Source organism: Massilia orientalis (genome assembly GCF_030411975.2).
Lineage (GTDB): Bacteria > Pseudomonadota > Gammaproteobacteria > Burkholderiales > Burkholderiaceae_D > Telluria > Telluria orientalis.
The window spans coordinates 41,161-65,569 of record NZ_JASNRB020000008.1; the positions used below are offsets into that span (position 1 = coordinate 41,161).

At 68.0% G+C, this 24,409-nt stretch carries 17 protein-coding genes and 1 other RNA gene; 13 read left to right on the top strand and 5 right to left on the bottom strand.

The features are described from left to right. Window positions 1-36: 36 nt before the first annotated feature. Both ubiD and ffs read left to right on the top strand, forming a co-directional pair. Window positions 37-1,536, top strand: a complete 1,500-nt coding sequence (ubiD, locus tag QPK29_RS14075; RefSeq protein WP_082577439.1) for a 4-hydroxy-3-polyprenylbenzoate decarboxylase — start codon at window positions 37-39, stop codon at window positions 1,534-1,536. A gap of 93 nt (window positions 1,537-1,629) precedes the next feature. Further along, window positions 1,630-1,728, top strand: an RNA gene (gene ffs / locus QPK29_RS14080) — signal recognition particle sRNA small type. An 8-nt stretch (window positions 1,729-1,736) separates the two neighbouring features. On the opposite strand, the gene QPK29_RS14085 is transcribed toward ffs, so the two are convergent. Continuing rightward, window positions 1,737-2,402, bottom strand: coding sequence for a hypothetical protein (locus QPK29_RS14085; RefSeq protein ID WP_371772080.1), 666 nt, complete (start codon window positions 2,400-2,402; stop codon window positions 1,737-1,739). 101 nt (window positions 2,403-2,503) lie between these two features. Here QPK29_RS14085 and QPK29_RS14090 point away from each other — a divergent pair, with 101 nt between their 5' ends. From QPK29_RS14090 to QPK29_RS14120, 7 genes are all read left to right on the top strand, one after another. Beyond that, window positions 2,504-4,648: a DNA polymerase III subunit gamma/tau gene (locus QPK29_RS14090; RefSeq protein WP_400189772.1), complete on the top strand. Its 2,145-nt coding sequence runs from the start codon at window positions 2,504-2,506 to the stop codon at window positions 4,646-4,648. 72 nt (window positions 4,649-4,720) lie between these two features. After that, complete coding sequence (locus QPK29_RS14095; protein ID WP_056127352.1) at window positions 4,721-5,047, top strand: YbaB/EbfC family nucleoid-associated protein; 327 nt, start codon at window positions 4,721-4,723, stop codon at window positions 5,045-5,047. Further along, window positions 5,047-5,337: a YciI family protein gene (locus tag QPK29_RS14100; protein ID WP_160408450.1), complete on the top strand. Its 291-nt coding sequence runs from the start codon at window positions 5,047-5,049 to the stop codon at window positions 5,335-5,337. Before QPK29_RS14095 ends, QPK29_RS14100 begins: the two co-directional genes overlap by 1 nt. A gap of 40 nt (window positions 5,338-5,377) precedes the next feature. Then, entirely contained in the window at window positions 5,378-5,968 is a 591-nt protein-coding gene (gene recR / locus QPK29_RS14105) for a recombination mediator RecR (protein WP_371762942.1), read from the top strand. A 184-nt stretch (window positions 5,969-6,152) separates the two neighbouring features. Beyond that, window positions 6,153-7,316 (top strand): glycosyltransferase family 4 protein, encoded by a 1,164-nt coding sequence (locus QPK29_RS14110; protein ID WP_371770027.1) that lies wholly within the window; start codon window positions 6,153-6,155, stop codon window positions 7,314-7,316. Further along, on the top strand, window positions 7,303-8,514 hold the full coding sequence (locus QPK29_RS14115) for a DUF2334 domain-containing protein (protein ID WP_371770026.1): 1,212 nt from the start codon (window positions 7,303-7,305) through the stop codon (window positions 8,512-8,514). The genes QPK29_RS14110 and QPK29_RS14115 overlap by 14 nt, the downstream gene beginning before the upstream one ends. A gap of 353 nt (window positions 8,515-8,867) precedes the next feature. Next, on the top strand, window positions 8,868-11,270 hold the full coding sequence (locus QPK29_RS14120) for a penicillin acylase family protein (RefSeq protein ID WP_371770025.1): 2,403 nt from the start codon (window positions 8,868-8,870) through the stop codon (window positions 11,268-11,270). Between the two features lie 101 nt (window positions 11,271-11,371). On the opposite strand, the gene QPK29_RS14125 is transcribed toward QPK29_RS14120, so the two are convergent. From QPK29_RS14125 to QPK29_RS14140, 4 genes are all read right to left on the bottom strand, one after another. Next, on the bottom strand, window positions 11,372-13,510 hold the full coding sequence (locus QPK29_RS14125) for a putative bifunctional diguanylate cyclase/phosphodiesterase (protein ID WP_371770024.1): 2,139 nt from the start codon (window positions 13,508-13,510) through the stop codon (window positions 11,372-11,374). 1 nt (window position 13,511) lies between these two features. Beyond that, window positions 13,512-16,349: a hybrid sensor histidine kinase/response regulator gene (locus QPK29_RS14130; RefSeq protein WP_371770023.1), complete on the bottom strand. Its 2,838-nt coding sequence runs from the start codon at window positions 16,347-16,349 to the stop codon at window positions 13,512-13,514. 228 nt (window positions 16,350-16,577) lie between these two features. Next, complete coding sequence (locus QPK29_RS14135; RefSeq protein WP_056127383.1) at window positions 16,578-16,775, bottom strand: YbdD/YjiX family protein; 198 nt, start codon at window positions 16,773-16,775, stop codon at window positions 16,578-16,580. Next, the gene (locus QPK29_RS14140; RefSeq protein ID WP_371770022.1) at window positions 16,775-18,850 is read right to left on the bottom strand and encodes a carbon starvation CstA family protein; all 2,076 of its coding nucleotides are present in this window, start codon (window positions 18,848-18,850) and stop codon (window positions 16,775-16,777) included. The genes QPK29_RS14135 and QPK29_RS14140 overlap by 1 nt, the downstream gene beginning before the upstream one ends. 212 nt (window positions 18,851-19,062) lie before the next feature. On the opposite strand from QPK29_RS14140, the gene QPK29_RS14145 reads away from it, so the two are divergent. From QPK29_RS14145 to QPK29_RS14160, 4 genes are all read left to right on the top strand, one after another. After that, the gene (locus QPK29_RS14145; RefSeq protein ID WP_371762949.1) at window positions 19,063-20,421 is read left to right on the top strand and encodes a cache domain-containing protein; all 1,359 of its coding nucleotides are present in this window, start codon (window positions 19,063-19,065) and stop codon (window positions 20,419-20,421) included. Next, window positions 20,422-21,060: a response regulator gene (locus QPK29_RS14150; protein WP_371770021.1), complete on the top strand. Its 639-nt coding sequence runs from the start codon at window positions 20,422-20,424 to the stop codon at window positions 21,058-21,060. It begins immediately after the preceding gene. Between the two features lie 99 nt (window positions 21,061-21,159). Continuing rightward, window positions 21,160-22,320, top strand: a complete 1,161-nt coding sequence (locus QPK29_RS14155) for an EAL and HDOD domain-containing protein (RefSeq protein WP_371770020.1) — start codon at window positions 21,160-21,162, stop codon at window positions 22,318-22,320. 1 nt (window position 22,321) lies between these two features. Then, complete coding sequence (locus QPK29_RS14160; RefSeq protein ID WP_449820398.1) at window positions 22,322-24,397, top strand: putative bifunctional diguanylate cyclase/phosphodiesterase; 2,076 nt, start codon at window positions 22,322-22,324, stop codon at window positions 24,395-24,397. Window positions 24,398-24,409: the final 12 nt, after the last annotated feature.

Sequence of the window (24,409 nt, forward strand, 5' to 3'; positions counted from 1 at the left end):
ACTCATCAAAAGATGTAAAAAAGAATTAAAAATTCAATGAACTACTCTGATCTGCGGGATTTTATTGCTAAGTTGCAAGAAAACGGTGACTTCAAGCGCGTATCCGCGCCTATTTCACCGAATCTTGAAATGACGGAGGTGTGCGACCGGACGTTGCGTGCCGGCGGGCCGGCGCTGCTGTTCGAGAACCCGGTCGACGCGGCCGGCAAGCGCTATCCGATCCCCGTGCTGGCCAACCTGTTCGGCACGCCGCAGCGGGTAGCGCTGGGCATGGGCGCGGACGACGTCGGCGAGCTGCGCAAGATTGGCCACGTGCTGGCGCGCCTGAAGGAGCCCGAGCCGCCCAAGGGTTTTCGGGACATCATGGACCTGGGTTCGCTCGTCAAGGCCGTGTGGGACATGGCGCCGAAGGAAGTGAAGGGCGCGCCGTGCCAGGAAATCGTCTGGGAAGGCGCCGACGTCGACCTGTCCCGCCTGCCGATCCAGCATTGCTGGCCGGGCGACGTCGCGCCCTTGATTACCTGGGGCCTCGTGATCACGAAAGGGCCGAACAAGAAGCGCCAGAACCTGGGCATCTACCGCCAGCAGGTGCTGGGGCCGAACAAGGTCATCATGCGCTGGCTCGCGCACCGCGGCGGCGCGCTCGACTTCCGCGAACACTGCATCGCCAATCCGGGCAAGCCGTATCCTGTGGCGGTGGCGCTGGGCGCCGACCCGGCCACGATCCTGGGCGCGGTGACGCCCGTGCCGGACACGCTGTCCGAATACCAGTTCGCCGGCCTGCTGCGCGGCCAGCGCACCGTCCTGACGAAGGCGATCGGCAGCGAGCTGCGCGTGCCGGCGTCGGCCGAGATCGTGCTGGAAGGTCATATCTATCCGGACGAGAACCACCCGTCCGGTTTCGAGCACGCCCTGGAAGGACCGTATGGCGACCACACCGGCTATTACAACGAGCAGGACTGGTTCCCGGTGTTCACCATCGACCGCATCACGATGCGCCGCGACCCGATCTATCACTCGACCTACACGGGCAAACCGCCCGACGAGCCGGCCGTGCTGGGCGTCGCGCTGAACGAAGTGTTCGTTCCGCTGCTGCAAAAACAGTTCACCGAGATCACGGATTTTTACCTGCCGCCGGAAGGCTGCAGCTACCGCATGGCCGTCGTGCAGATGAAGAAGCAGTACGCCGGCCACGCCAAGCGCGTGATGTTCGGCGTGTGGAGCTTCCTGCGCCAGTTCATGTATACGAAGTTCATCGTCGTCGTGGACGAAGACGTCGACGTGCGCGACTGGAAGGAAGTGATCTGGGCCATCACGACCCGCGTGGACCCGACCCGCGACACCGTCATGGTCGACAATACGCCGATCGACTACCTCGACTTCGCGTCGCCGATCAGCGGCCTGGGCAGCAAGATGGGTATCGATGCCACTAATAAATGGCCGGGCGAAACGAACCGGGAGTGGGGCACACCCATCGTCATGACGCCGGAAGTCAAGGCGCGCGTGGATGGGATCTGGCAGCAGCTGGGGCTGTGACGTCCGCTTGATGCGGGGCACTCTATATAGGTATGCGCGGCGCATCCCGGCGGCGGTTTGCCGGTATGCCCGTAACCGGTTATAATGCGAGCTGGCGGGCCCCTGCGCATTGTGGCATGGTTTACCTGGTCAGGTCGGGAACGAAGCAGCCAAAGCCGTTCACCGCAAGTGCCGCAGATCAGGCTCGCCTACTACCTTCCTTATTCATCGATCTCCGCTTCCAGCGGGCGCATCGATACCTCCACCAGCGGGTTTTCCTTCAGCATATCCTCGTCGAGCTTGAGCCTGACATGGTGCTTCGCGTCGCTGGCATAGCGCTTGTCGCCGCCGGCGGCCTTGACGGTCAGCTGGGCCGGCTTGTCGAACTTGAAGATCACCGACTTCATCGTGGGCACGAACAGGCTCAGCGCGCCGGCCACCTTGCCGATCGCGGCATTGGTTTGGGGAATGGCACCCATCACGCTCGCGTAGCGCCACTGCGTCGTCTCCGGCAGCACGGCGCCCAGGTCGAAACCCATACGCATCTTTTCGCCCTTGGGCAGGCTCGTCCAGATCTGCGCGTCGTGCGCCATCCACTGCGGATTCAGAACCATCCGTGCGCGGCCGCCGGCATCGAGCGGCAAGGGCGTCCGGCTGGCACCATCCACGACGACGAGGCCCGCATCCAACGGCGAGAGTGTCTTGTTTACCGGCACCAGCTTGGCGTACAGGATGACCTTGTCGCGTTCGGCCGGGGGCAGGGCGTCGAACTTGTCGAGCTTGATGACGTCGACCAGTTTGCGGTACGGGAGCCATTCGCGTTCGGCGGCATGGACTTGTACGGCGAGCAGCAGCGAAGCGAAGGCCAGCGGGATGCGCAGTGACATGTTCGTATTTTCCGAATTGAAATAACGAGACGAGTGTAGGGGAATTCCCGACGAGCGTCTAATGTTGCCGCGCCTCGCCCGGTCTACGGTAAAATCGCGGTATGTCCTATCAAGTCCTCGCCCGCAAATACCGTCCCCGGAACTTTGAAACGCTGGTTGGCCAGGAGCACGTCGTCCGTGCGCTGACCCATGCCTTGCGTACCGGACGGCTGCACCACGCCTATCTGTTCACCGGCACGCGCGGGGTGGGCAAGACCACGCTGTCGCGCATCCTGGCCAAGTCGCTCAACTGCGTCGGGCCGGACGGCAACGGGTCGATCACGGCCGAACCGTGCGGCCAGTGCGAACCGTGCCGCGCGATCGACGCCGGCCGCTTCGTCGACTACGTCGAGATGGACGCCGCGTCGAACCGCGGCGTCGACGAGATGGCCCAGCTGCTGGAACAGGCGGTCTACGCGCCGAGCAATGCACGCTTCAAGGTCTATATGATCGACGAGGTGCACATGCTCACGAACCACGCCTTCAACGCGATGCTGAAGACGCTGGAAGAACCGCCCGAGCACGTGAAATTCATCCTCGCGACGACGGACCCGCAAAAGATTCCCGTGACCGTGCTGTCGCGCTGCCTGCAGTTCAACCTGAAGCAGATGCCGCCCGGCCACATCGTGGGCCACCTGGAAAACATCCTCGGCCAGGAAGGCGTGACGTTCGAACAGCCCGCGCTGCGCCTGCTCGCGCAGGGCGCGCACGGGTCGATGCGCGACGCGCTGTCGCTGACCGACCAGGCTATCGCCTATGCGGCCGGCGCCGTCACGCTCGACGCCGTGCAGGGCATGCTGGGCGCGCTCGACCAGTCCTACCTGGTCCGCCTGCTCGATGCGCTCGCGAACCAGGATGGCGCCGACCTGATGGCCGTCGCCGACGAGATGGCCAGCCGCAGCCTGTCGTACAACGGCGCGCTGCAGGACCTGGGCACGCTGCTGCACCGGATCGCGCTGGCGCAGACCGTGCCGGCCGCACTGCCGGACGACCTGCCGGAACTGGCCGACATCCAGCGTCTCGCCACGCAATTCGATCCGCAGGAAGTGCAGCTGTATTACCAGATCGCCGTGATCGGCCGCAACGAGATCGGCCTCGCGCCGGACGAGTACGCGGGCTTCACGATGACCTTGCTGCGCATGCTGGCGTTCCGCCCCGGACAGGGGGGCGCGGAGCAGGCCGCGGCGCCCGCACCGGCCGCGCTGGCGCGCACGATGCCGCAGGCGGCACCGGCGCGTCCCGCTGCCGCCGCTGCGCCGGCCGCCGCGGCGCGTCCGGCCGGCCCGGCGGCTTCCGCGGCACCCGCATCTGCACCGGCTTCCGCGCCATCCGCACAGGGTGCCGGCCGCGCCATGACGTCGGCCCGTGCAGCCCTCGATGCCGCGCTGGAAGCGGCGCGCGCCGGCTCCCGCATGGGTGGCGTGCCACGCCGTCCGGCACCGGCCGCGGATCCGGCGCCCGCTGCCGCGCCTCCTGCCGCGCCGTCGGCGCCCGCCCCGGGCGCGCCCGCGCGCGCGGCCGCGCCGGCACCGTGGGACCAGGGCGCGCCGAACGGCGCCGCCGCGGCTGCCGCGCGGACGCAGCCCCAGGCCGCCGCCCAGCCGCAGCCGGCGATGATGCGCCAGGCCGCCCAGGGGCAAGCCGACGAGCAGGCCGTCGCCGACGACGAGCCGCCGGCCTGGGTCACCGAATTTTCCGACGACAGCGCCGTGGCCATGGACGCCCCGGCAGTCCAGGCGCCGCCCACCCCGGCCCGCGTCGCGGCACCGTCCGCGCCGCCGTACGCCTACGTCGTCACGCCCGTGCCGGCCATCGACTGGGACGGCAACTGGCCCGCGCTGGCCGCCTCGCTGCCGCTGCGCGGCGTGGCGCAGCAGCTCGCCTTCCAGACCGAGCTGGTCGAGTGCGTGGCCGATGGCGCCGCCGCGACGTTCCGCCTGCGCGTCCCCGTCGACACGCTGCGCGCCAGCGGCAACAGCGAAAAACTGTGCGCGGCGCTGCAGGAACGCTTCCCGGCCGTGCGCGTGAACGTCGAGACCGAAATCGCGCCGACCTGGTACACGGCCAGCGCCGAAGCCAAGGCGCGGCGCGAGCGGCTGCAGCGCGAGGCCGAGGCCACCGTCGATGCCGATCCGTTCGTGCAGGACATGGTGCGCACGTTCGATGCGTTCGTCGTGCCCGGTTCCGTGCGGCCGATCGCGTCCTGAGCCGGGCTCGTGCCCGCGCCGGTATAAACTGTATAAACGATTTACCCATCCGACTTTTTTGGAGAACACATCATGATGAAAAACCAGCTCGCAGGCCTGATGAAGCAGGCGCAAGCCATGCAGGACAACATGAAGAAGGCGCAGGACCAGCTGGCCCAGATCGAAGTCGAAGGGCAGTCGGGCGCCGGCCTCGTGAAGGTCGTCATGACGTGCAAGAACGACGTCAAGCGCGTGTCGATCGACCCGTCGCTGCTGGGCGATGACCGCGACATGCTGGAAGACCTGGTGGCCGCCGCGTTCAACGACGCCGTGCGCAAGGCCGAAACCACCGCCCAGGAAAAGATGAGCGGCCTGACCGCCGGCCTGCCGCTGCCGCCGGGCTTCAAGATGCCGTTCTGATGTTTATCGTCACGTTGAACTATACGGCGCCGCTCGAGCGCATCGACGCCTACCTGCCGGCGCACCGCGCCTGGCTGCAGGAGCACACTGCGCGCGGACTGCTTCTGATGGCGGGCCGCAAGGAGCCGCGCGACGGCGGCATCCTCGTCGCCCATGCGGCCGACCGCGCCGCGCTCGACGCCGCGCTGCGCGACGATCCGTTCGCGCAGGCGGGCCTCGCGACCTATGCGGTCACCGAGTTCGTTCCCACCATGACCGCCGAGGCGCTGTCCGCCTGGCGCGCACAGTAAGCAGCAGAGGCTCGGAGTCCCCGGGGTCCAGGAGTCAATTATGTCCAAATCGCTCGACTTCCTCACCGAGGCACTGCGCCGCCTGCCGGGCGTCGGGCCGAAGTCGGCGCAGCGCATGGCCTTCCACCTGCTGCAGCACGACCGCGAAGGCGCCGCGATGCTGTCGCGCGCGCTGTACCAGGCCGTCGACGCGGTGCATCACTGTGCGATGTGCAATACGTTCTCGGAGACCGAGGTCTGCGACCTGTGCGCCGACGAGCAGCGCGACCGGTCGCTGCTGTGCATCGTCGAGACGCCGGCCGACCAGATGATGATCGAGCAGACCCTCACGTACAAGGGCCTGTACTTCGTGCTGATGGGCCGGCTGTCGCCGCTGGACGGCATCGGTCCCAAGGACCTGCACCTGGAAAAACTGATCAGTCGCGCGGCCGATGGCGACGTGAAGGAAGTCGTACTCGCCACCAATTTCACCAACGAGGGCGAAGCGACCGCCCATTACATCAGCGAAATGCTGAAGGCGCGCGGACTCAAGGTCAGCCGCCTCGCGCGCGGCGTTCCCGTCGGGGGCGAGCTCGAGTACGTGGACGCGGGCACCATCGCGCGCGCCATGCTCGACAGGCGCAGTGCATAATGGGCCTCCCCACAACGGGGAGCCCTTGCACCGTCACGCAACAGTGACGGCATCGTAGCGGCGCCCGACGGCGCCTGCGCGGCCAGGTCGGCTCCCGGCAGCAGGCGGTGTTCGCTTGACAGTGCGCAAACCCGGCGCACCGTCTACGCTGCTATCGTGGGGATACTTTGACCGGACCCCAAGCATGCATCTCGTCGACATCACGATGTTCTACGCGGCCGAAGGAGGCGGCGTCAGCACCTATCTGAATGCCAAGGCCCACTGGCTGGCACGGCGCAGCCGCGTCCGGCACACCATCATGAGCTCCAATGTGGAGACATGCGACGACACGGTGCCCGCGCTCGTCAAGATACCGTCCGCCGGCCTGCCGGGTTTCCACGGCTTCCGCATGCCGCTGTCCGTCGAAGGCCCGGCCCGTCTGCTGGAATCGGTCCGCCCCGACGTCGTCGAGGCGGGCGATGCCGGCCACTGCGCCTGGGCCGCGCTGCGCATGCGCCGGCGCTACGGCATCCCGGCCGTCGCGTTCTACCACTCCGACCTGCCGCGCCTCGTGCAGCCGCGCTTCGGCCAATGGATCGCGCGCGGCACCTGCCGCTACCTCGCCAACCTGTATCGCCAGTTCGACCTCGTGCTGGCACCCAGCCGCGTCATGGTGCAGCAGCTGGATGCGATCGGCGTGTCCGGCGCGGTCCACCAGCCGCTCGGTATCGACAGCAGCGTGTTCCGCCCGCAGCGCCGCGACGAGACCCTGCGCGAACACCTGGGTCTCGCGCCGGACGCGCGCCTGCTCGTCTACGCGGGCCGCTTCACGCCGGAAAAAAAGCTGCACGTCCTGATCGAAGCCGTGCGCAAGCTGGGCGATCCGTACCACCTGGTCCTCGTGGGCGGCGGCGGCATGCTGCCGTATTGCGGCCGCGTTACGCACATCCCGTTCCGGCGCGACCAGCGCCAGCTGGCCCGCCTTCTGGCCAGCTGCGACGTGCTCGTGCACCCGGGCGATTGCGAAACGTTCGGCCTGATCGTGCTGGAAGCGATGGCGTGCGGGCTGCCCGTCGTCGCCACGAACAAGGGCGGCGTGGCCGAGCTGGTCGACACGGAGACGGGCATCCTGGCGGAGCCGAACCACGTCGACAGCCTGGCCGGCGCGATCGAGGCCATCTACCAGCGCGACCTCGTCCGCATGGGGCAGGCCGCACGGCGCAGGGCCGTCGAACGCTACGACTGGAACGAGATCCTGCCGCAGGTGATCGGCCGCTACGAAGGCCTGCTGCACGGGTATCCGCACGCGGCCGCCGACTTCGCCATCGACCTGATCCATGAACGGGAGCGCATCCGTGTCACAGACTGACTGGTCCCCTGACGAGCACATGCTGTGCGTCTCGATCCACGACGTGGCGCCGGCCACGTGGAGCGATTGCCTGCGTCTCGTGGAAGCCGTGCGCGCCGTGGCGGACATCTCGCTGACGTGGCTCGTCGTCCCGCATTACCACTTCCGCCCCGAGCAGTCCCTCGCGATGGAAGCCTGCCTGAACGTGGCGCTGGAGCGCGGCGACGAACTGGCGCTGCACGGCTACAGCCATCTCGACACGGAGGCGGGCACTGGCGGCCTGCGCGCGCGTTTCCTGCGCAACGTGTACACGCGGCGCGAGGGAGAATTCGCGGCGCTGACGGAAGCGGAAGCGCGGCGGCGCCTGGAGCTGGGCCTCGACTGGTTCGCGGCGCGCGGCTGGACGCCCAGCGGCTTCGTGCCCCCGGCCTGGCTGCTGGGCGCGGGCGCCTGGCGGGCGCTGCGTGATGCGCCGTTCGCGTACACGACTACGTTCAGCCATTTTCATTGCCTGCCGGGGGCGGGCGAGCGACGCCCGGTTGCGCGACCGCAGCGTCAGCAGATGTCGAATGGTGCCGGCGAGGTCGCTGGCGCTCGGCCGGGGTATCGGGGTGACGCCAGCGCGAGCATCCAGGGCGGCAGCGGGGCGGTCCAGGCCGGCACGGGCAACCAGTCTGCCCGAGGCCCCGGCAACAGGCAGTTCGACGCGCGCAATTGGACGGGTGCGACCGCCGCGGACCGGCGTCACGATGTGACCGGCCGCGCTGATCCGGCGGTGCCACAAGATCTGCTGGAAGACAAACCGAACCCGGACATCGCGCGCGCGGGGTCCACACCATTCACGCAAAACAACCGCCACGGCACGCACGCCATCCTGTCGCCGTCGCTCGTGTACGCGGCACGCAACCGCGGCGGGCGCATCCTGTCGCCGCGCGTCGCGGACGCCACGGCGGCCATGCTGGCGCGCTCGCCGCTCGTGCGCTTCAGCCTGCATCCGCCGGATGCGCGCTATCCGGAACTGGTCCGTCACATCCAGCGGACGCTGGAACGCCTGCTGGAAAGTCGCGAGGCGGTCACGAAAGCCGAGTTCGCGCGCCGGGTTGCCCAACGCGTTACCAATACGGATCCCACCAGCCGCCCCGCCAGTAACCCGGACCCCAGCCATAGTAGCCCGCAGGCGGTCCATAGTGCTGCAGATCGTACTTTGCCCCCAGGCTGAGCACGCAACTGCGCCACGCATCCGTCTGGGCCGCATAACCCAGCCGGACGCAGGCCGGGCCGTAGACCGCCATCATCCGTTCGACGTCGGCTTGCGCCTGGGCCGCGCGCTCCTGCGGTGTCGTGCACGCGGCCAGCGTGAGTACCAACCCGATACCCAGCACCCGAATCATGGCGCTTCCTCCAACCAACACGCGCGTCTTGCGCGCCTTTCCAAAGCTTAGAAGACAGTGCGAGCCTGTGAGAGAGCCTGCTCAATCGCGCACGGGGAACCATCGCGGGTAAGGGTTGTCGCGTACTCGCCCGCACGTGCAATTTCTGGCAAGATGCCCCTTTTCCAAAGGGATGAGCGGCATGCGACAACGTGGATGGGGCAAATGGGGGCGGCGGGTTGCGGTCGGGGTCGTGGTGCTGCCGGTGCTCGTCGCGGGCGGCGCCTGGATGGCCTTGCGCGCGAGCCTGCCCGAGCTCGACGGCCAGCATCGTTCGCCGCTGCTGTCGGCGCCCGTCACCGTGGAGCGCGACGCGAACGGCGTGCCGACCATCAGCGGGGCGAACCGGCTCGACGTCGCGTACGCCACCGGGTTCGTGCACGGCCAGGAGCGCTTCTTCCAGATGGACCTGCTGCGCCGCAGTGCCGCCGGTGAACTGGCCGAGCTGTTCGGCGCCAAGGCGCTGCCGCTGGACCGCGCGCACCGGCTGCACCGCTTCCGCGCCCGCGCCGACCAAGCCGTGCAGCGCATGACGCCGGCCGAGCGCGCGTTCCTCGACCGCTACGCGGCCGGCGTCAACGACGGCCTGAACGGCCTGCGTGCGCGGCCATTCGAATACCTGCTCAGCCGCGCGACGCCGCGTCCGTGGACACCCGCCGATTCGCTGCTGGCCGTGTGGGCCATGTACTTCGATTTGCAGGGCAACCAGGAACCGCGCGAACTGGCGCGGGGCTGGCTCGCCGCGCACCTCGATCCGGCCCAGCTGGCCTTCCTGCTGCCCGAGGCGACCCGCTGGGATACGCCGATGGATGCGGACGCCGTCGCGCTGGCGCCGGCCCCGATTCCGGCCACGGCGCCGGCCTGGTGGGGCCGCAAGGAGGGCGTCCCTGCGCGCCAGGTGGCGGGGATCGCGTTCACGGACGCCGTGGGCAGCAACAACTACGTCATCGCCGGGACGCGCACGGCGAGCGGCGCCGCCATCGTCTCCGACGACATGCACCTGGGCCTGCAGCTGCCGAACACGTGGTACCGCCTCGCGCTGCGCTTCCCGGACGCGCAGGGGCAGCCGCGCCGCGTCGTCGGCGTGAGCCTGCCGGGGACGCCCCCGGCCGTCATCGTCGGCAGCAATGGCCATGTCGCCTGGGCCTTTACCAACAGCTATGCGGACACGCTCGACCTCGTGCGCCTCGGCCTTGATGCTGCCCATCCCGGCCAGGTACGCACGACGAACGGCTGGGAGACGCCCGTCGCGCACACGGAAACGCTGCTCGTGAAGGGCGAACCGGCGCAGGCGATGACCGTGCTCGAGACGAGCCTCGGTCCGGTGCGCACCGTCGACGGCGTCCAGTACGCGGTGCACTGGGTCGCGCACGATCCCGGCGCGCTGAACCTGAACCACCTGAAGCTGGAAGCGTCGACGAACCTCGACGAGGCGCTCGCCGCGGCCGCCGGCGACGGCATCCCGGCGCAGAACGTCGTCCTCGGCGACGACCGCGGCGGCATCGCGTGGACCATCGGCGGCGCGCTGCCGCAGCGCGCGCAGGGCGGCCCCAGGGTGTCGTTCCCGCTCGCGGCCGACGGTGCCGTGCCCACGTGGAGCGGACTGCTCGCGCCGGCGCAGCATCCGCGCGTCGTCAATCCGGCCGGCGGCCAGCTGGTGACGGCGAACAGCCGCCAGCTCGCGGGCGGGGACTCCGGCATCATCGGCGACGGCGGCTTCGACCTCGGCGCGCGCGTGCACCAGTTGAGCGGCAACGTGCGCCGACTGGGCGACAGGACGGACGTGCCGGCCGCGTTCCAGGCGTCGCTCGACGACCGCGCACCGTTCATCGCCGGCTGGCGCGAGCGCGCCCTGGCCGCGCTGGACGCCCGCGCACTGGACCAGCATCCGGAGCGCGCCGAGTTCCGCCGCCTGCTGGAATCGAGCTGGGACGGCCGCGCGAGCACGACGTCCGTCGGCTACCGTTTGGCGCGCCAGTTCATGTGGTCGCTGCACGAGCTGCTGTTCGGCGGCGTCGATGCGGAGCTGGCGAAACTCGATCCGAAAGCCAGCATCGTGGTCGCGACGTCGCGCTGGCCGGACGTCGTGGCGCGCCTGCTGGACGAGCGCCCGGCCGCGTGGCTGCCGGCCGGTTACGCGAGCTGGCAAGCCCTGCAGCTGGCGGCCATCGACCGCGCCATCGCCCAGATCAAGGAAGACGGCACGCCGCTCGCGCAGGCGACGTGGGGCCGGCGCAACACGGCGACGATCGCGCACCCGTTCACGATCGCGGTGCCGGCGCTGCGCCGCTGGCTCAGCGTCCCGCCGGACCAGCTGCCGGGCGATGCCAACATGCCGCGCGTGGCGGGGCCGAAGTTCGGACAGTCGGAACGCCTGACGGTGGCGCCGGGGCGCGAGGAAGAGGGGCTGTTCGACATGCCCGGCGGGCAGAGCGGGCATCCGCTGTCGCCGTACTTCCTGAAAGGACACGAGGATTGGGTGCGCGCAAAGCCGACCCCTTTGCTGCCGGGGGCGGCCGTGCACACGCTGAAATTCACGAACTAAGCCAACGTCGTCCCCGCGCAGGCGGGAACCCAAGTTTGGCGTATCGACGGCGCTACATTGGGCCCCCGCCTTCGCGGGGGCGACGTTGTTTTACTGTGCGGTTACCGTGCCGCGACCGGCACCCACAACTTCTGCAGCATGCCGGTCACCGCCTCCGGCGGCGCCGGCCGCCCGAGGTAGAAGCCCTGCACGAGATCGCAGCCGTATTCCTCCAGCAGCACGAGCTGCTCGCCCGTCTCGACGCCTTCCGCCACGACGATCATCTTGAGACCGTGCGCCATCGCGATGATGGCGCGCGTGATCGCGGCGTTCTCGGAATCCTGCGGCAGGCCGCTGATGAAGCTGCGGTCGATCTTCAGCGCGCGCACGTCGAAGCGCTTCAGGTAGTTCATCGATGAATAGCCGGTGCCGAAGTCGTCGATCGACAGATACACGCCGATGCCGCGTAGTTGCTCCAGCGTGGCCAGCGTGGCCTTCGCATCGTCCATCAGCGTGCCTTCCGTCAGCTCGAGTTCGAGCAGGCGCGGGTCGAGGCCCGTGTCGTGCAGCGCGGAGAGGACGATCTGCGACAGGTTCTCGTCCTTGAACTGCTTGGCCGACAGGTTCACGGCGATGCGTACGGGCCGGCGCCCGAGTTTCTGCCAGTGGCGCGCCTGGTTGCACGCTGTGCGCAGCACCCATTCGCCGATCGGCACGATCAGGCCCGTCTCTTCGGCCAGTGGGATGAATTCGTTGGGCGAGACGACGCCCCGTTCCGCGTGGCGCCAGCGCACGAGGGCTTCCACGCCGACGATCTCGTTCGAGCGTACGTCGAGCTGCGGTTGATAGAGCAGGTACAACTCGTCGTTCTGCAGCGCGCGGCGCAGGCCGACTTCCAGCCTCACGTGGCTCATGATCTGCATCGTCAGCGACGACGAGTACAGCTTGGCGTTGTTCTTGCCGCAGTTCTTCGCGTGGTACATCGCGGTGTCCGCGTACTTCAGCAGCGACGTGCAGTCGTCGCCGTCTTCCGGGAACAGCGAAATGCCGATACTGGCCGTCACGAAGATCTCGTTGCCTTCGATGACGAACGGGCGGCGCATGGCATCCTTCACGCGGTGCGCCACGTTGAGGGCGTGCTCGACCCGTTCGAGGTCGGGGATCAGGATCGTGAATTCGTCGCCGCCCAGGCGCGCGAGGTTCGTGCCCGCGCTGTTGGGCGTGTCCGCACGCGGGACCAGGTCGCCGCGCGACATCAGGTCGTTCGGACGGATCGTCTCGCGCAGGCGGTCCGACACCTGCTTCAGCAACTGGTCGCCCACGTTGTGGCCCAGCGTGTCGTTGATGCGCTTGAACGCGTCCAGGTCCATGAACAGCACGGCGAATTTCTTGTTGCCGATCTTGGAGCGCTGCAGCTCGCGCTCCAGCATTTCCAGGAAAGCCTGGCGGTTCGGGATGCCCGTCAGGCTGTCGCAATACGCGAGGCGCCGGATCTGTTCTTCCGCGCGCTTTCGCTCGCTGATGTCGCGCACGAGGCCCAGCACTTCATTCGGCCCGGTGGCGACGAGGCGCGCCTCGAAGTGCTGGGCCTCGCCGAAGCGGATCAATTCGTATTCGACCGAGCGTACCTGCTGCACGTGCAGGGCCATGCCCACCTGCTCGAACAGGCGCTCGGCGATGTCGCGCGGCAGGACGTCGGTCACGTGGCGGCCGACGATCTGTTCGTCCGCGCCGGCGTCGCGCACGCCGCGTCCGGTCCCGTCGCGGCCCGGCTCGTAATCGAGGTAGAAGCCGTCGCGCGACATGCGGAAGAAGGTGTCGGGAATGGCGGCCAGCACCGCGCGGTTCTGGGCGTCGGCGATGCGCAGGCGGACGATCGCATCGCTTGCGCGCAGCACGTACAGCACGCGGTGGCCGAGGATGGGCCAGTTGATCGGCTTCGAGACGAAGTCGGTGGCGCCGGCCTCGTAGGCATTGGTGACGGCTTCCAGGTCGTCGCCGCCGGTCACCATCACGATCGGGACCATGGCGCCGTTCGGCAGGTCGCGGATCGCGCGGCACGCGGCGAAGCCGTCCATCCTCGGCATCTCGACGTCCAGCAGGATCAGGTCGGGCGCGTGCGCGTGCGCGAGGGTCACGGCTTCCTGGCCGTCCGCGGCCTCGATGCCTTCCAGTCCGACGCCTTCCAGCATCTCGAGCATCAGGAGGCGCATCACCGGATCGTCGTCCGCGACCAGGACGGTAGCAGTTTGGGCTGGCATGTCAGGTTTCCTTTTCGAGGATGGCGGTGAGCGAATGCCGGACGGCCTGGAACTCCTGTTCCATGTCGGTCAGGATCGCGTCCGCGCCTTCGGTGGTGTCGGCGCGGCCCAGGTGCTCCAGTTCCTTGCACAGGGCGGCGAGGGCTTCGGCGCCGACGTTGGCGCTGGCCGATTTCAGCGTGTGCGCGATGCGGCGCACGTTGCCCGTGTCGAGGCCGTCGATGGCGGAGCGCAGCGTGCGCAGCTGCTGCGGCGTGTCGTCGACGTAGGCGGCGATCACCTTCTGCACGAGCGCGTCGCCGCGGTCGCGCGACAGGGCGCGGATCTTGTCCAGCGCCACGCGGTTGATGACGTCGCGCTGGATCACTTCGACGGAGGCGGGCGGCAGCCGCGGCGGTTCGTCGTCGTGGTGCACGGTGGCCGCGAGCGGCAGCGCCATCCAGCGCCCGATCACGGCCGCGATTTCCTGCTGGCTGAACGGCTTCGACAGGTAATCGTCCATGCCGGCGGCGAGGCAGGCTTCGCGGTCGCCCTGCAGCGCATTCGCCGTGATCGCGATGATCGGCAGCACGCGCCCGCGGCCCGCTTCGCGTTCCTCGCGCCGGATCGCGGCCGTCGCGGCGAAGCCGTCCATCACGGGCATCTGGCAATCCATCAGCACGGCGTCGTAGGAATTCGTGCGTACGGCCTGCAATGCATCCTCGCCGTTGCGCACGCAATCCACTTGCAGGTCGAGGCTTTCCAGCATCGCCCGGGCAACCTCGATGTTGACGGGATTGTCCTCGGCCAGCAGCACGCGCCGCGTGCGCGGGCGGTTGGCGTCCAGATGCAGCGGACGCGGCGGCATGAAGCGCGGCGCCGGCGCCACCTGGCCGCGCGGCGGCGTCGCCAGGCACGCGAACAAATCCGCCGCGCGCGCCGGTTTGATGAGCTGGTACGCGACGCCGGCCTCGCGCCGCTGCACCGGATCGGCGGCGAGCCGTTCGGGGCTGAGCAGCACGAGCCGCGTGGCGCGCGTGGCCGCCTCGGACTTGACCTGCGCGGCCAGCAGCAGGCCGCTCGTGTGCGAGAGCTCCATGTCGAGGATCGCGGCGTCGTACGGCCGGCCCGCGCGCGCCGCCTCGTCCAGCCGCTCCAGCGCTTCGTCCGCGCTCTCCGCCGCGTCGCATTCGACGCGCCACGTAGCCAGGTGGCGTTCGAGGCCGATGCGGCTCGTCTCGCTCTCGTCGACGAGAAGCACGCGCAGGCCGTCGATCGTGTGCTGGTGGTCGCCCGGCGCATCCGGATCGACGCGGCGCTTGTCGAAGGCGACCGTGAACCAGAACACGGAACCCTGCGTCAATGCGTTCTCGACGCCGATCGAACCGCCCATCAATTCGACGAGCTGCTTGGAGATCGCCAGACCCAGGCCCGTGCCGCCGTACTTGCGCGTGGTGGAATCGTCGGCCTGCGAGAACGCCTCGAAGATGCGGCTGCGGGCGTCCCGCGAGATGCCGATGCCCGTGTCGTGCACTTCGAAGCGCAGCATCACGGCCTGGTTGTCCTCGCTCGCGATGCGCACCTTGGCGAGGATGCGGCCCTGGTCCGTGAACTTGACCGCGTTGCCGAGCAGGTTGGCCATGATCTGGCGCAGCCGGTTCGGGTCGCCGCAGATGGCGACGGGGATGTCGTTGGCGATGTCGAAATGGAGCGGGATGTTCTTCGCCTCGGCCTGCGGCGTGTAGACGGTATGGATGTCGTCCAGCAGGTCCCATAGGTTGAAATTGATGTACTCGACGGTGAGCTTGCCCGCCTCGATCTTGGAAAAATCGAGGATGTCGTTGATGATCACCAGCAGGTGCTCGCCCGACTGCTTCACCAGCCGCGTGTAGTTGCGTTGCGTTTCGGTGAGCTCCGTCCCCAGCAGCATTTCCGTCATCCCCAGCACGCCGTTCATCGGGGTGCGGATCTCGTGGCTCATCGTGGCGAGGAAGGCGCTTTTCGCGCGGCTTGCCGCCTCGGCCGCGTTCTTCGCCTTTTCCAGCTGCTCGGTGCGCACGCCGACCTGGCGTTCCAGTTCGTCGCGGTGGTGCGTGAGCGCGGCGCCGCGGCCTTCGATCTGCGCGAGCATGTTGTTGAAGCTGTCGATCAGCACGCCCAGCTCGTCGTTGCGGTTGTGGGCGATGCGCAGCGTGTAGTTCTGGCTGGCGGAGACTTTTTGCGCCGCGTTGATCAACTTGCCGATCGGGTCGCTGATGCTGCGCCGCAGCCGCCGTACGAGCACGAACGCCGTCAGCAGCGCGGCGGCGAGCGCGACGGCCATCACGCCCAGTGCGCGCGCGATGTCCAGCCACAGGGGCACGAGGTCGCTTTCGATCATGACGGCACCCACGGGCGGCAGCGCGCGGCCGTCGGCGTCAAGCGGCGCGCCGAGCACGCGGTAGACGCGCAGCACGGGCAGCCAGGGGCGGCTGCCGGCATCGGCGGCCGCGGCGACGGTGTCGGGATCGAGCCCGCCGAGCGCCTCGACCTTGTCCGCGGCATCCTGGCCGGTTGCATGCCAGGCGGCGAACGGTTGCCCCTTGCGGTCGTACAGGACGGCCGAGGCGAGACCGCGGCGCGCTTCCAGCGCGGCCAGCAGCTGCGTGGCGAGGCGGCGGTCGTTGAACTGCACGGCATCGAGACCGCCCTGCGCGAGCACGGCGGCCAGCGCCTCCAGTTCCTGCCGTTCCTCGCGGCGCTCGCCGGTCACCGTCGCCAGGGCAAAGGCGACGTACACGACCAGCAGCGCGCTGGCGGCGGCCTGCAGGCACATCGACGTCAGTTTTCGGTTGAGGCTTGAGCGCTCGAGAGTCTGCATGGGTTGGGCGGATCCGGCGGTCGGCGCTGCGAACGAACCTGTCGCACAGGTTCACCATGCAAGAAAGCAAATTCTTGCAGGAACTGACTATAGGTGAGGGATATGGGGCGCCGTTTGTGCTGGCGCAAAGTGACAGGAGCCGGGAAGGCCGAAATAAGGAGGAACCATAAACGTCATCCCCGCCGAGGCGGGGATGACGGCTACTCGGGCGCTACGTTACAGGCTAGCTCAGCAACAACCCCCGCGCTTGCCGTTACCGTACCGTGCCTGCTGGCGCTCGCGGAAAAACTCCTCGTAGCTCATGACCGGCTGATCCGGATGGGTCTTCTCCATGTGCGCCACATAGGTGTCGTATTCCGGCAGGCCGACCATCAGGCGCATGCTTTGCCCGAGGTAGCGGCCTGCCTGTGCCAGCGCGCCGAGCATCACTGCACCTCGGCCATCGAGGCGGCCGGCGCCGCGACGTACGGCGTCTCCTTGGCGCTCGGTTTGGCGTTCTTGCGCGCCGCCAGTGCCGTGCGGATGCCGTACAGCAGCACCGCGATCACGACGACCATGAAGAAGCCGCACAGCGTGGCATCGACGTAGTCGTTGAAGATGATGCGGCTCATCTGGTCGAGCGACTTGGCCGGCGCCAGCACCTGGCCCTGGTCGAGCGCGGCCTGGAACTTGTGGGCGTGGGCCATGAAGCCGACCTTGACGTTCGGGTCGAAGATCTTCAGCCAGCCGGCCGACAGCGTGCAGATCAGCAGCCAGATGGTCGGCACGATCGAGACCCACGCGTACTGGCCGCGCTTCATCTTGAACAGCACGACGGTGCCCAAGGTGAGGGCGATACCGGCCAGCATCTGGTTGGCGATGCCGAACAGCGGCCACAGCGTGTTGATGCCGCCCAGCGGATCGACGACGCCCTGGTACAGGAAGTAGCCCCAGGCGGCGACGCACAGGCCGGTGGCGATCAGGTTCGCCGGCAGCGACTCGGTGCGCTTGAACGACGGGACGAAGGCGCCCAGCAGGTCTTGCAGCATGAAGCGGCCGGCGCGCGTGCCCGCGTCGACGGCGGTCAGGATGAACAGCGCTTCGAACAGGATCGCGAAGTGGTACCAGAACGCCATCATGACCTTGCCGCCGATGACGTTCGACAGGATGTGGGCCATGCCGACGGCCAGCGTCGGGGCGCCGCCGGCGCGCGAGATGATGGTGTGCTCGCCGACGTCCTTCGCGATCTGCGTCAGCTGGTCGGGCGTGATCACGAAGCCCCAGTTCGAGACCGCGGCGGCGGCCGTCTGGGCGGTGGTGCCGATCACGGCGGCCGGGCTGTTCATCGCGAAGTAGACGCCCGGGTCGATGGTCGACGCGGCGACGAGGGCCATGATGGCGACGAACGATTCCATCAGCATGCCGCCGTAGCCGATGAAGCGGGCGTGCTGCTCGTTCTCGATCATCTTCGGCGTGGTGCCGGAGGAGATCAGCGCGTGGAAGCCGGACACGGCGCCGCACGCGATGGTGATGAACAGGAACGGGAACAGCGAGCCGGACCAGGCCGGACCGGTGCCGTCGATGAAGCGGGTGATCGACGGCATCTGCATCATCGGGGCGACGAACACGATGCCCAGCGCGAGGCCGACGATGGTGCCGATCTTGAGGAAGGTCGACAGGTAGTCGCGCGGCGCCAGCAGCAGCCACACGGGGATCACGGAGGCGACGAAACCGTAGCCGATCAGCATCCAGGTCAGCTGGGTGCCGTTGAACGTGAAGATCGGGCCCCAGGTGGCGGAATCGTGCACGTACTGGCCGCCGACGATGGCGCCGATCAGCAGCACGAAGCCGATCAGCGACACCTCGCCGATGCGGCCCACGCGGATGTAGCGCGAATAGATGCCCATGAACAGCGCGATCGGGATCGTCGCCATCACGGTGAACGAACCCCAGGGCGAACCGGCCAGGGCCTTCACGACGATCAGCGCCAGCACGGCCAGGATGATCACCATGATCATGAAGGTGCCGAACAGGGCGATCACGCCGGGGATCTCGCCCATTTCCGACTTGATCAGGTCGCCGAGCGAGCGGCCGTCGCGGCGCATCGAGATGAACAGCACCATGAAGTCCTGCACGGCGCCCGCGAACACGACGCCGGCCAGGATCCACAGCATGCCGGGCAAATAGCCCATCTGCGCGGCGAGCACGGGACCGACGAGCGGACCGGCGCCGGCGATCGCGGCGAAGTGGTGGCCGAACAGCACGTAGCGGTTCGTCGGCACGAAGTCGAGGCCGTCGTTGTACTTGTACGCCGGGGTTTGCCGGCGCGGGTCGAGGCCCATCACCTTGTCGGCGATGAACCGGCTGTAGAAGCGGTACGCGATCAGGTAGACGCAGACGGCGGCCATGACGACCCAGACCGCGTTGATGGATTCGCCGCGCTTGAGGGCGACGTAGGCGAGCGAGACGGCGCCCACGAGCGAAAGCGCAGCCCATCCGAGCTGGCTTGTTAGACGTTTCATTATTGACTCCTCCGATTTTGGATGCGCTGCCCGACCGGTCGATGCCGGCTTACACGAACAGCAGCGTGCCTGTCAGTATCTTGCACGGGTCGGCTCGGTACAAGCGCATGATTACGCAGCGCTCTACGTAGTCCTACGTAGGCAAGCTTTGCATGCAGCAACAGCTGATCGGTCGTACAATTTCATGTTACGACTATTTCGACGCGCACGGCATGCAATTACGGCAGAAGGTCATCTTTCTCGCGATCGCCCCGCTGATCGTGGCGCTGTGCGCGATCGCCCTGTTCGTCCGCCAGCAGGCGATCGCGCTCGCGCACGAGCAGCACGCCACCATCCAGCAGGCCTACCTGGCCAGCAAGCAGGCGGAACTGCGGCACTACGTGGATCTCGCGTCCCATTCGATCGCCCACCTGACCGCATCCGGCCGCAACGATCCGGCCACGCTCGCCGAAGCCAAGCGCATCCTGCAATCCCTGAGCTTCGGCGACGACGGCTATTTCTTCGTCTACGACATGGACGGCCGCAACCTGATGCATCCGCGCCAGCCGGAGCTGGTCGGACGCGACCTGTGGAACCTGCACGACCGGTTCGGCGCGCCGACCATCCAGAACATCGTCGCCGTCGCGAAGCAGGGCGGGGGACTCGTGCGCTACAACTGGGTCAAGCCGTCCACGAACAAGTCCGCGCCCAAGCTCGGCTACGTCGTGCCGGTGCCGCAATGGGGCTGGATCATGGGCAGCGGCCTGTATCTCGACGACGTGCAGGCCGCGCTCGACCAGGTCGACGCCCAGCAGTCGCGCAACATCGAGACGACGATGTGGTGGATCGCCGGCCTCGCCATCCTCGCCACGCTCGTCATCGGCGGCGCCGGCCTCGCGCTGAACATCAGCGAATCGCGCGTCGCCGACATGAAGCTGAAGGCCCTGGCGCAGCGCGTCGTCGATTCGCAGGAGCAGGAGCGGGCGCGTTTGTCGCGCGACCTGCACGACGGCATCAGCCAGTGGCTCGTGTCGATCAAGCTTCAGATCGAGGCCGGCATCATCCGCATGAAAGGCACGCCGGACCAGCAGCGCCAGGCGCACGCCAGCTTCGAACGGACGGCGGAAGAACTCAACAAGGTGCTGGGCGAGGTGCGGCGCATCTCGCACGACCTGCGCCCGACCCTGCTGGACGACCTCGGACTCGCGGCCGCGCTCGACCACCTCGCCGAGGAGTTCTCGCAGCACAGCGGCATGCCCGTGACGTTCAACGTGACGGGCGACGCCGAGCACCTGCCGCAGACCGTCGGCACGGTGCTGTTCCGCATCGCCCAGGAAGCGCTGACGAACATCGAGCGGCACGCGGGCGCGCATCACATCGACCTGGCGCTGCACGCCGGCGACGGGCGCGTGCTGCTCACCATCGCGGACGACGGCGCCGGCTTCGACGCCGAGGGCGTGGCCACGCACCCGCAGCGCGGCATCGGCCTGCGCAACATGATGGAGCGGCTGGACGCAATCGGCGGCCACCTCGACATCGCATCGTCCGCCGCCGGCACCACCGTGTGCGCGAGCGTGGAACTGGAGACCTGAATGACCGAGAAGACCGTCCACATCATGCTGGTCGACGACCACCCCCTCGTGCGCGACGGCCTGCGCGCGCGGCTGGAAGCGGTATCCCACTTCCGCGTCGTGGCGGAAGCGGATTCCGGCGCCGAGGCGCTGGCGCTCGCGGGCAGTACGCGCATCGACCTCGTGCTGATGGACATCACCATGCGCGACGGCAGCGGCATCGAAGCCACCGCGCGCCTGTACGCGAACTATCCCGACATCGCCGTGCTGATCCTGTCCATGCACGACAAGCTGGAATACGTCACGCAGGCGATGCAGGCGGGCGCGCGCGGCTACGTGCTGAAGGATGCACCGGGCAAGGACATCGTCCTCGCCATCGACACCGTCGTGGCCGGCGGCATCTACTACAGTGCCGCCGTCGCGCGCCAGCTCGCGCGCCCCGCCGCGCAGGACAACCAGCTGACGTCGCGCGAACAGGAAGTGCTGCGCCACATCGCCAACGGCGAGTCGAACAAGCAGATCGCGAAGGCGCTCGACCTGTCGGTGCGCACGGTCGAGACGCACCGCCTGAACATCAAGCGCAAGCTCGGCATCGAGGGGCAGGCGGAGCTGATCAAGTTCGCCGTGCAGCACGGCAGGGTGGGCGGATCGGGATCGTAAATATATCTGTAAAACCGTGTCCTATAGGAAACAGAAACAGTTGCTTTCCACTAAGGCGTGCTCTACTATTAGCTGGTTACTATCAATGCATATTCGCTAATGTCCAGCGCCCCGTTCCCGGTGGTTGAAGTACGCTCCGTCGCCAACGCGCAGAACGAGTGGGTCGCTCTGTTGCTTGGTACGCCGGGGACCGGACTCGACGATCCTGCATTGCAGGGCCTGTTCGGCACGCCGGACCTGCTGGCCGCCATTGCGCCCCTCGACTGCATCGTGCTGCTGGACGATGCGGCTGTCCTGACGCCTCCCGTCCTGAACGTGCTGCCGGCCAACCGCGTGCTGCTGGCCGTGCGCGCGGACGCGCTGGCGACGGACGGTACGGCGCGCCGCCTGGCGGAACTGCAGATGGCCGGCTACCGCGTGCTGATCGACGGCGCGCTGCCAGAAGGCGTCGCCGCACCGATCGCGCTGCGCACCGTGGCGCGCGATGGCCGCACGGCGCTGCCGCGCGCCGGCGCGCTGCCGACGTTGTTCGGACCGCACCTCGCCTACAACGTCGGCGACATGGACGCGTATCGCGCCTGCGAGAACGCGGGCTTTTCCTGGTTCAGCGGCGACTACGCGCTGGAGGGAAGCGTGGCCGAAGGCGACGACGGCACGTCGCGCCGGCGCATGCTGACGATGCTCGCGCTGCTGGCGCGCGACGCCGACTCGCGCGAGCTGGAAGCGCAGCTGAAAGCGGATCCGGCGCTGTCTTATCACCTTTTGAAACTGGTGAACTCCGCCGCGTTCTCGGTCGGTACCCAGATCACGAGCTTCGGCCAGGCGATCAGCCGCCTGGGCCGGCGCCAGCTGCAGCGCTGGCTGCAACTGCTGCTGTACGCGCGCCAGCACCCGGACAGCCCGCCGAACCTGATGCTGCCGGTGGCCGCATTGCGCGGCGCCGCGCTGGAAGCGCTGTGCAAGCGCGACGGCGGCGACCGCGACGAGCAGGACCTCGCTTTCATGGCCGGCGTCTTCTCGCTGCTCGATCGCCTGTTCCAGATGCCGATGGCGGAGATCGTGCAGGACCTGAACCTGCCCGAGCACGTCGAAGCCGCGCTGCTGCGGCGCGAAGGGCAACTGGGCCAACGGTTGTGGCTCGCCGAAGCGGGGCGGCCGGATCCGGAGACGCTGGAGGCAGCGGGCGTCGACGGGCCGGACTGGTGGCAGAGCCAGTTGCACGCCTATCACTGGGCCATCCAGGTAGCCCGCAATGTCTAGGATGCCAGCCGCTGCGCCGATCGATTTCGCGGGCGGCAGCGCTGCCGTCTGCGACGCCGTGTTGAAACTCCGTGGGGACGACCTGTGGGCCGAGCTGGGACGTATCGCCGGCGCGCTGCTCGCGAGCCCGCACTGCGCCTACATCCCGGAAGGCGTCCTGCATCCGCACATGGTGGAGGGGGCGCTGCTGCAGGAAGTGCGCGCCGACGGCGTGTGCTTCGGCCGCTACGAAGTTGCCGGCCGCGCCTACAGCGTGGACGACCTGCGCCAGCTGGAAGCGCTGGCCGGCCTCACCGGCACGCTGATGCAGGTGCATTCGCTGGCCCAGCGCACGACGCACGCCTATGCCCAGGTCGAAGCGCAGCTGGCGCACCAGTCGCAGATCCTCGACCAGATCCACGAATCCGTGCTGACGCTGGACCGCATGGGCTACATCACCAGCTGGAACAAGGGCGCCGAGCGCCTGTTCGGCTACACGGCGCTGGAAGCCGTCGGCCGCAACATCCTGTTCCTGTACGCGGACGAGGACCAGGACGTCCAGGACGCCTTCGCGGAGCAGGGCGGCCGCATGATGGAAGTGCGGCGCCGGAAGAAATCGGGCGAGATCTTCTGGGCCAGCCTGTCGCTGTCGCCGCTGTGCGACCTGGAAGACCGCCCGACCGGCCTGATCGCGTATCTCACCGACATCACGGAACGCAAGCTGGCCGAGGAACGCCTGCACCACCTGGCCTACTACCACGAACTGACCGGCCTGCCGAACCGCACGCTGTTCGGCCGCCTCGTCGACCAGGCCCTGATGGTCGCCCAGCGCAATGAATCGACGGCCTGCGTGCTGTACCTGGACCTGAACCGTTTCAAACTGATCAACGGCACGCTGGGCCGCCGGGTCGGCGACGACCTGCTGCGCCTGGTCGCCGAACGCCTGCGCAACGCGCTGCGCGACGAGGATGTCGTGGCGCACCTGTCCGGCGACGAGTTTGCCGTCGGGCTGTTCGACATCCGCCAGCACTTCGAGGCCACGACGGTCGCGCAGAAGCTGCAGTCCGCGCTGGAAGCGCCGTTCCTCGTGCAGGGCCACGACCTGCGCGTGGGCGCGAGCATCGGCATTTCCGTCTACCCGCAGGACGGCCAGGATGCCGAGACGCTGCTGCGCATGGCCGACATCGCGATGGAGCGCGCCAAGGAACACGCGGAAAACCCGGACCGCAGCGTCGCCTTCTACCGCCTCGACATGAACGAGGGCATGCAGCAGCGCATGCTGATCGAATCCGGCCTGCGCCACGCCCTCGGCAACGGCGAACTGATCCTGCACTACCAGCCGAAATTCGAAATCGGCTCGAGCCGCCTGGTGGGCGCCGAAGCCCTCGTGCGCTGGAGGCATCCGGTGCGGGGCATGGTCCCGCCGATCGAATTCATCCCCCTGGCCGAAAGCACGGGCCTGATCGTGCAGGTGGGCGAGTGGGTGCTGGAACAGGCCTGCGCCCAGGCCGCGATCTGGCAACGCGCCGGCCTGCCGCCGTTCCGCCTGGCGGTGAACGTGTCCGCACGCGAATTCACGCCGTCGCTGCCGGGCCGCGTCGCGGAGACCCTGCGCCGCTACCGCCTGGACCCGCACTGGCTGGAACTGGAGATCACGGAAAGCACGCTGATGCACGACATCGAGCACGTGATCGCCATCATGGACCGCATCAGCGCGCTGGGCGTGGCGCTGTCGCTGGACGATTTCGGCACGGGCTATTCGAGCCTGTCGTACCTGAAGCGCTTCCCGATCGATACGCTGAAGATCGACCGCTCGTTCACGACCGGCATCCCGCTGGACCCGAGCGATTGCGCGATCGCGAGCACCATCATCGGCATGGGGCGCAAGTTGGGGCACCGCGTCATTGCGGAAGGCGTGGAGACCCTGGAGCAGCTGGAATTCCTGCGCCAGGCGGGGTGCGACGAGGTGCAGGGCTACCTGTATGGGAAGCCGTTGCCGGCGTATGAGTTCGAGAAAAGCTTGCGGGAGAACTGGCTGCTGATGGGCATGGGGGAGGCGGCATCGTCGGCCGTCCGTTTGCTGCCCGTGGGGCAATGATTTATGTATAAT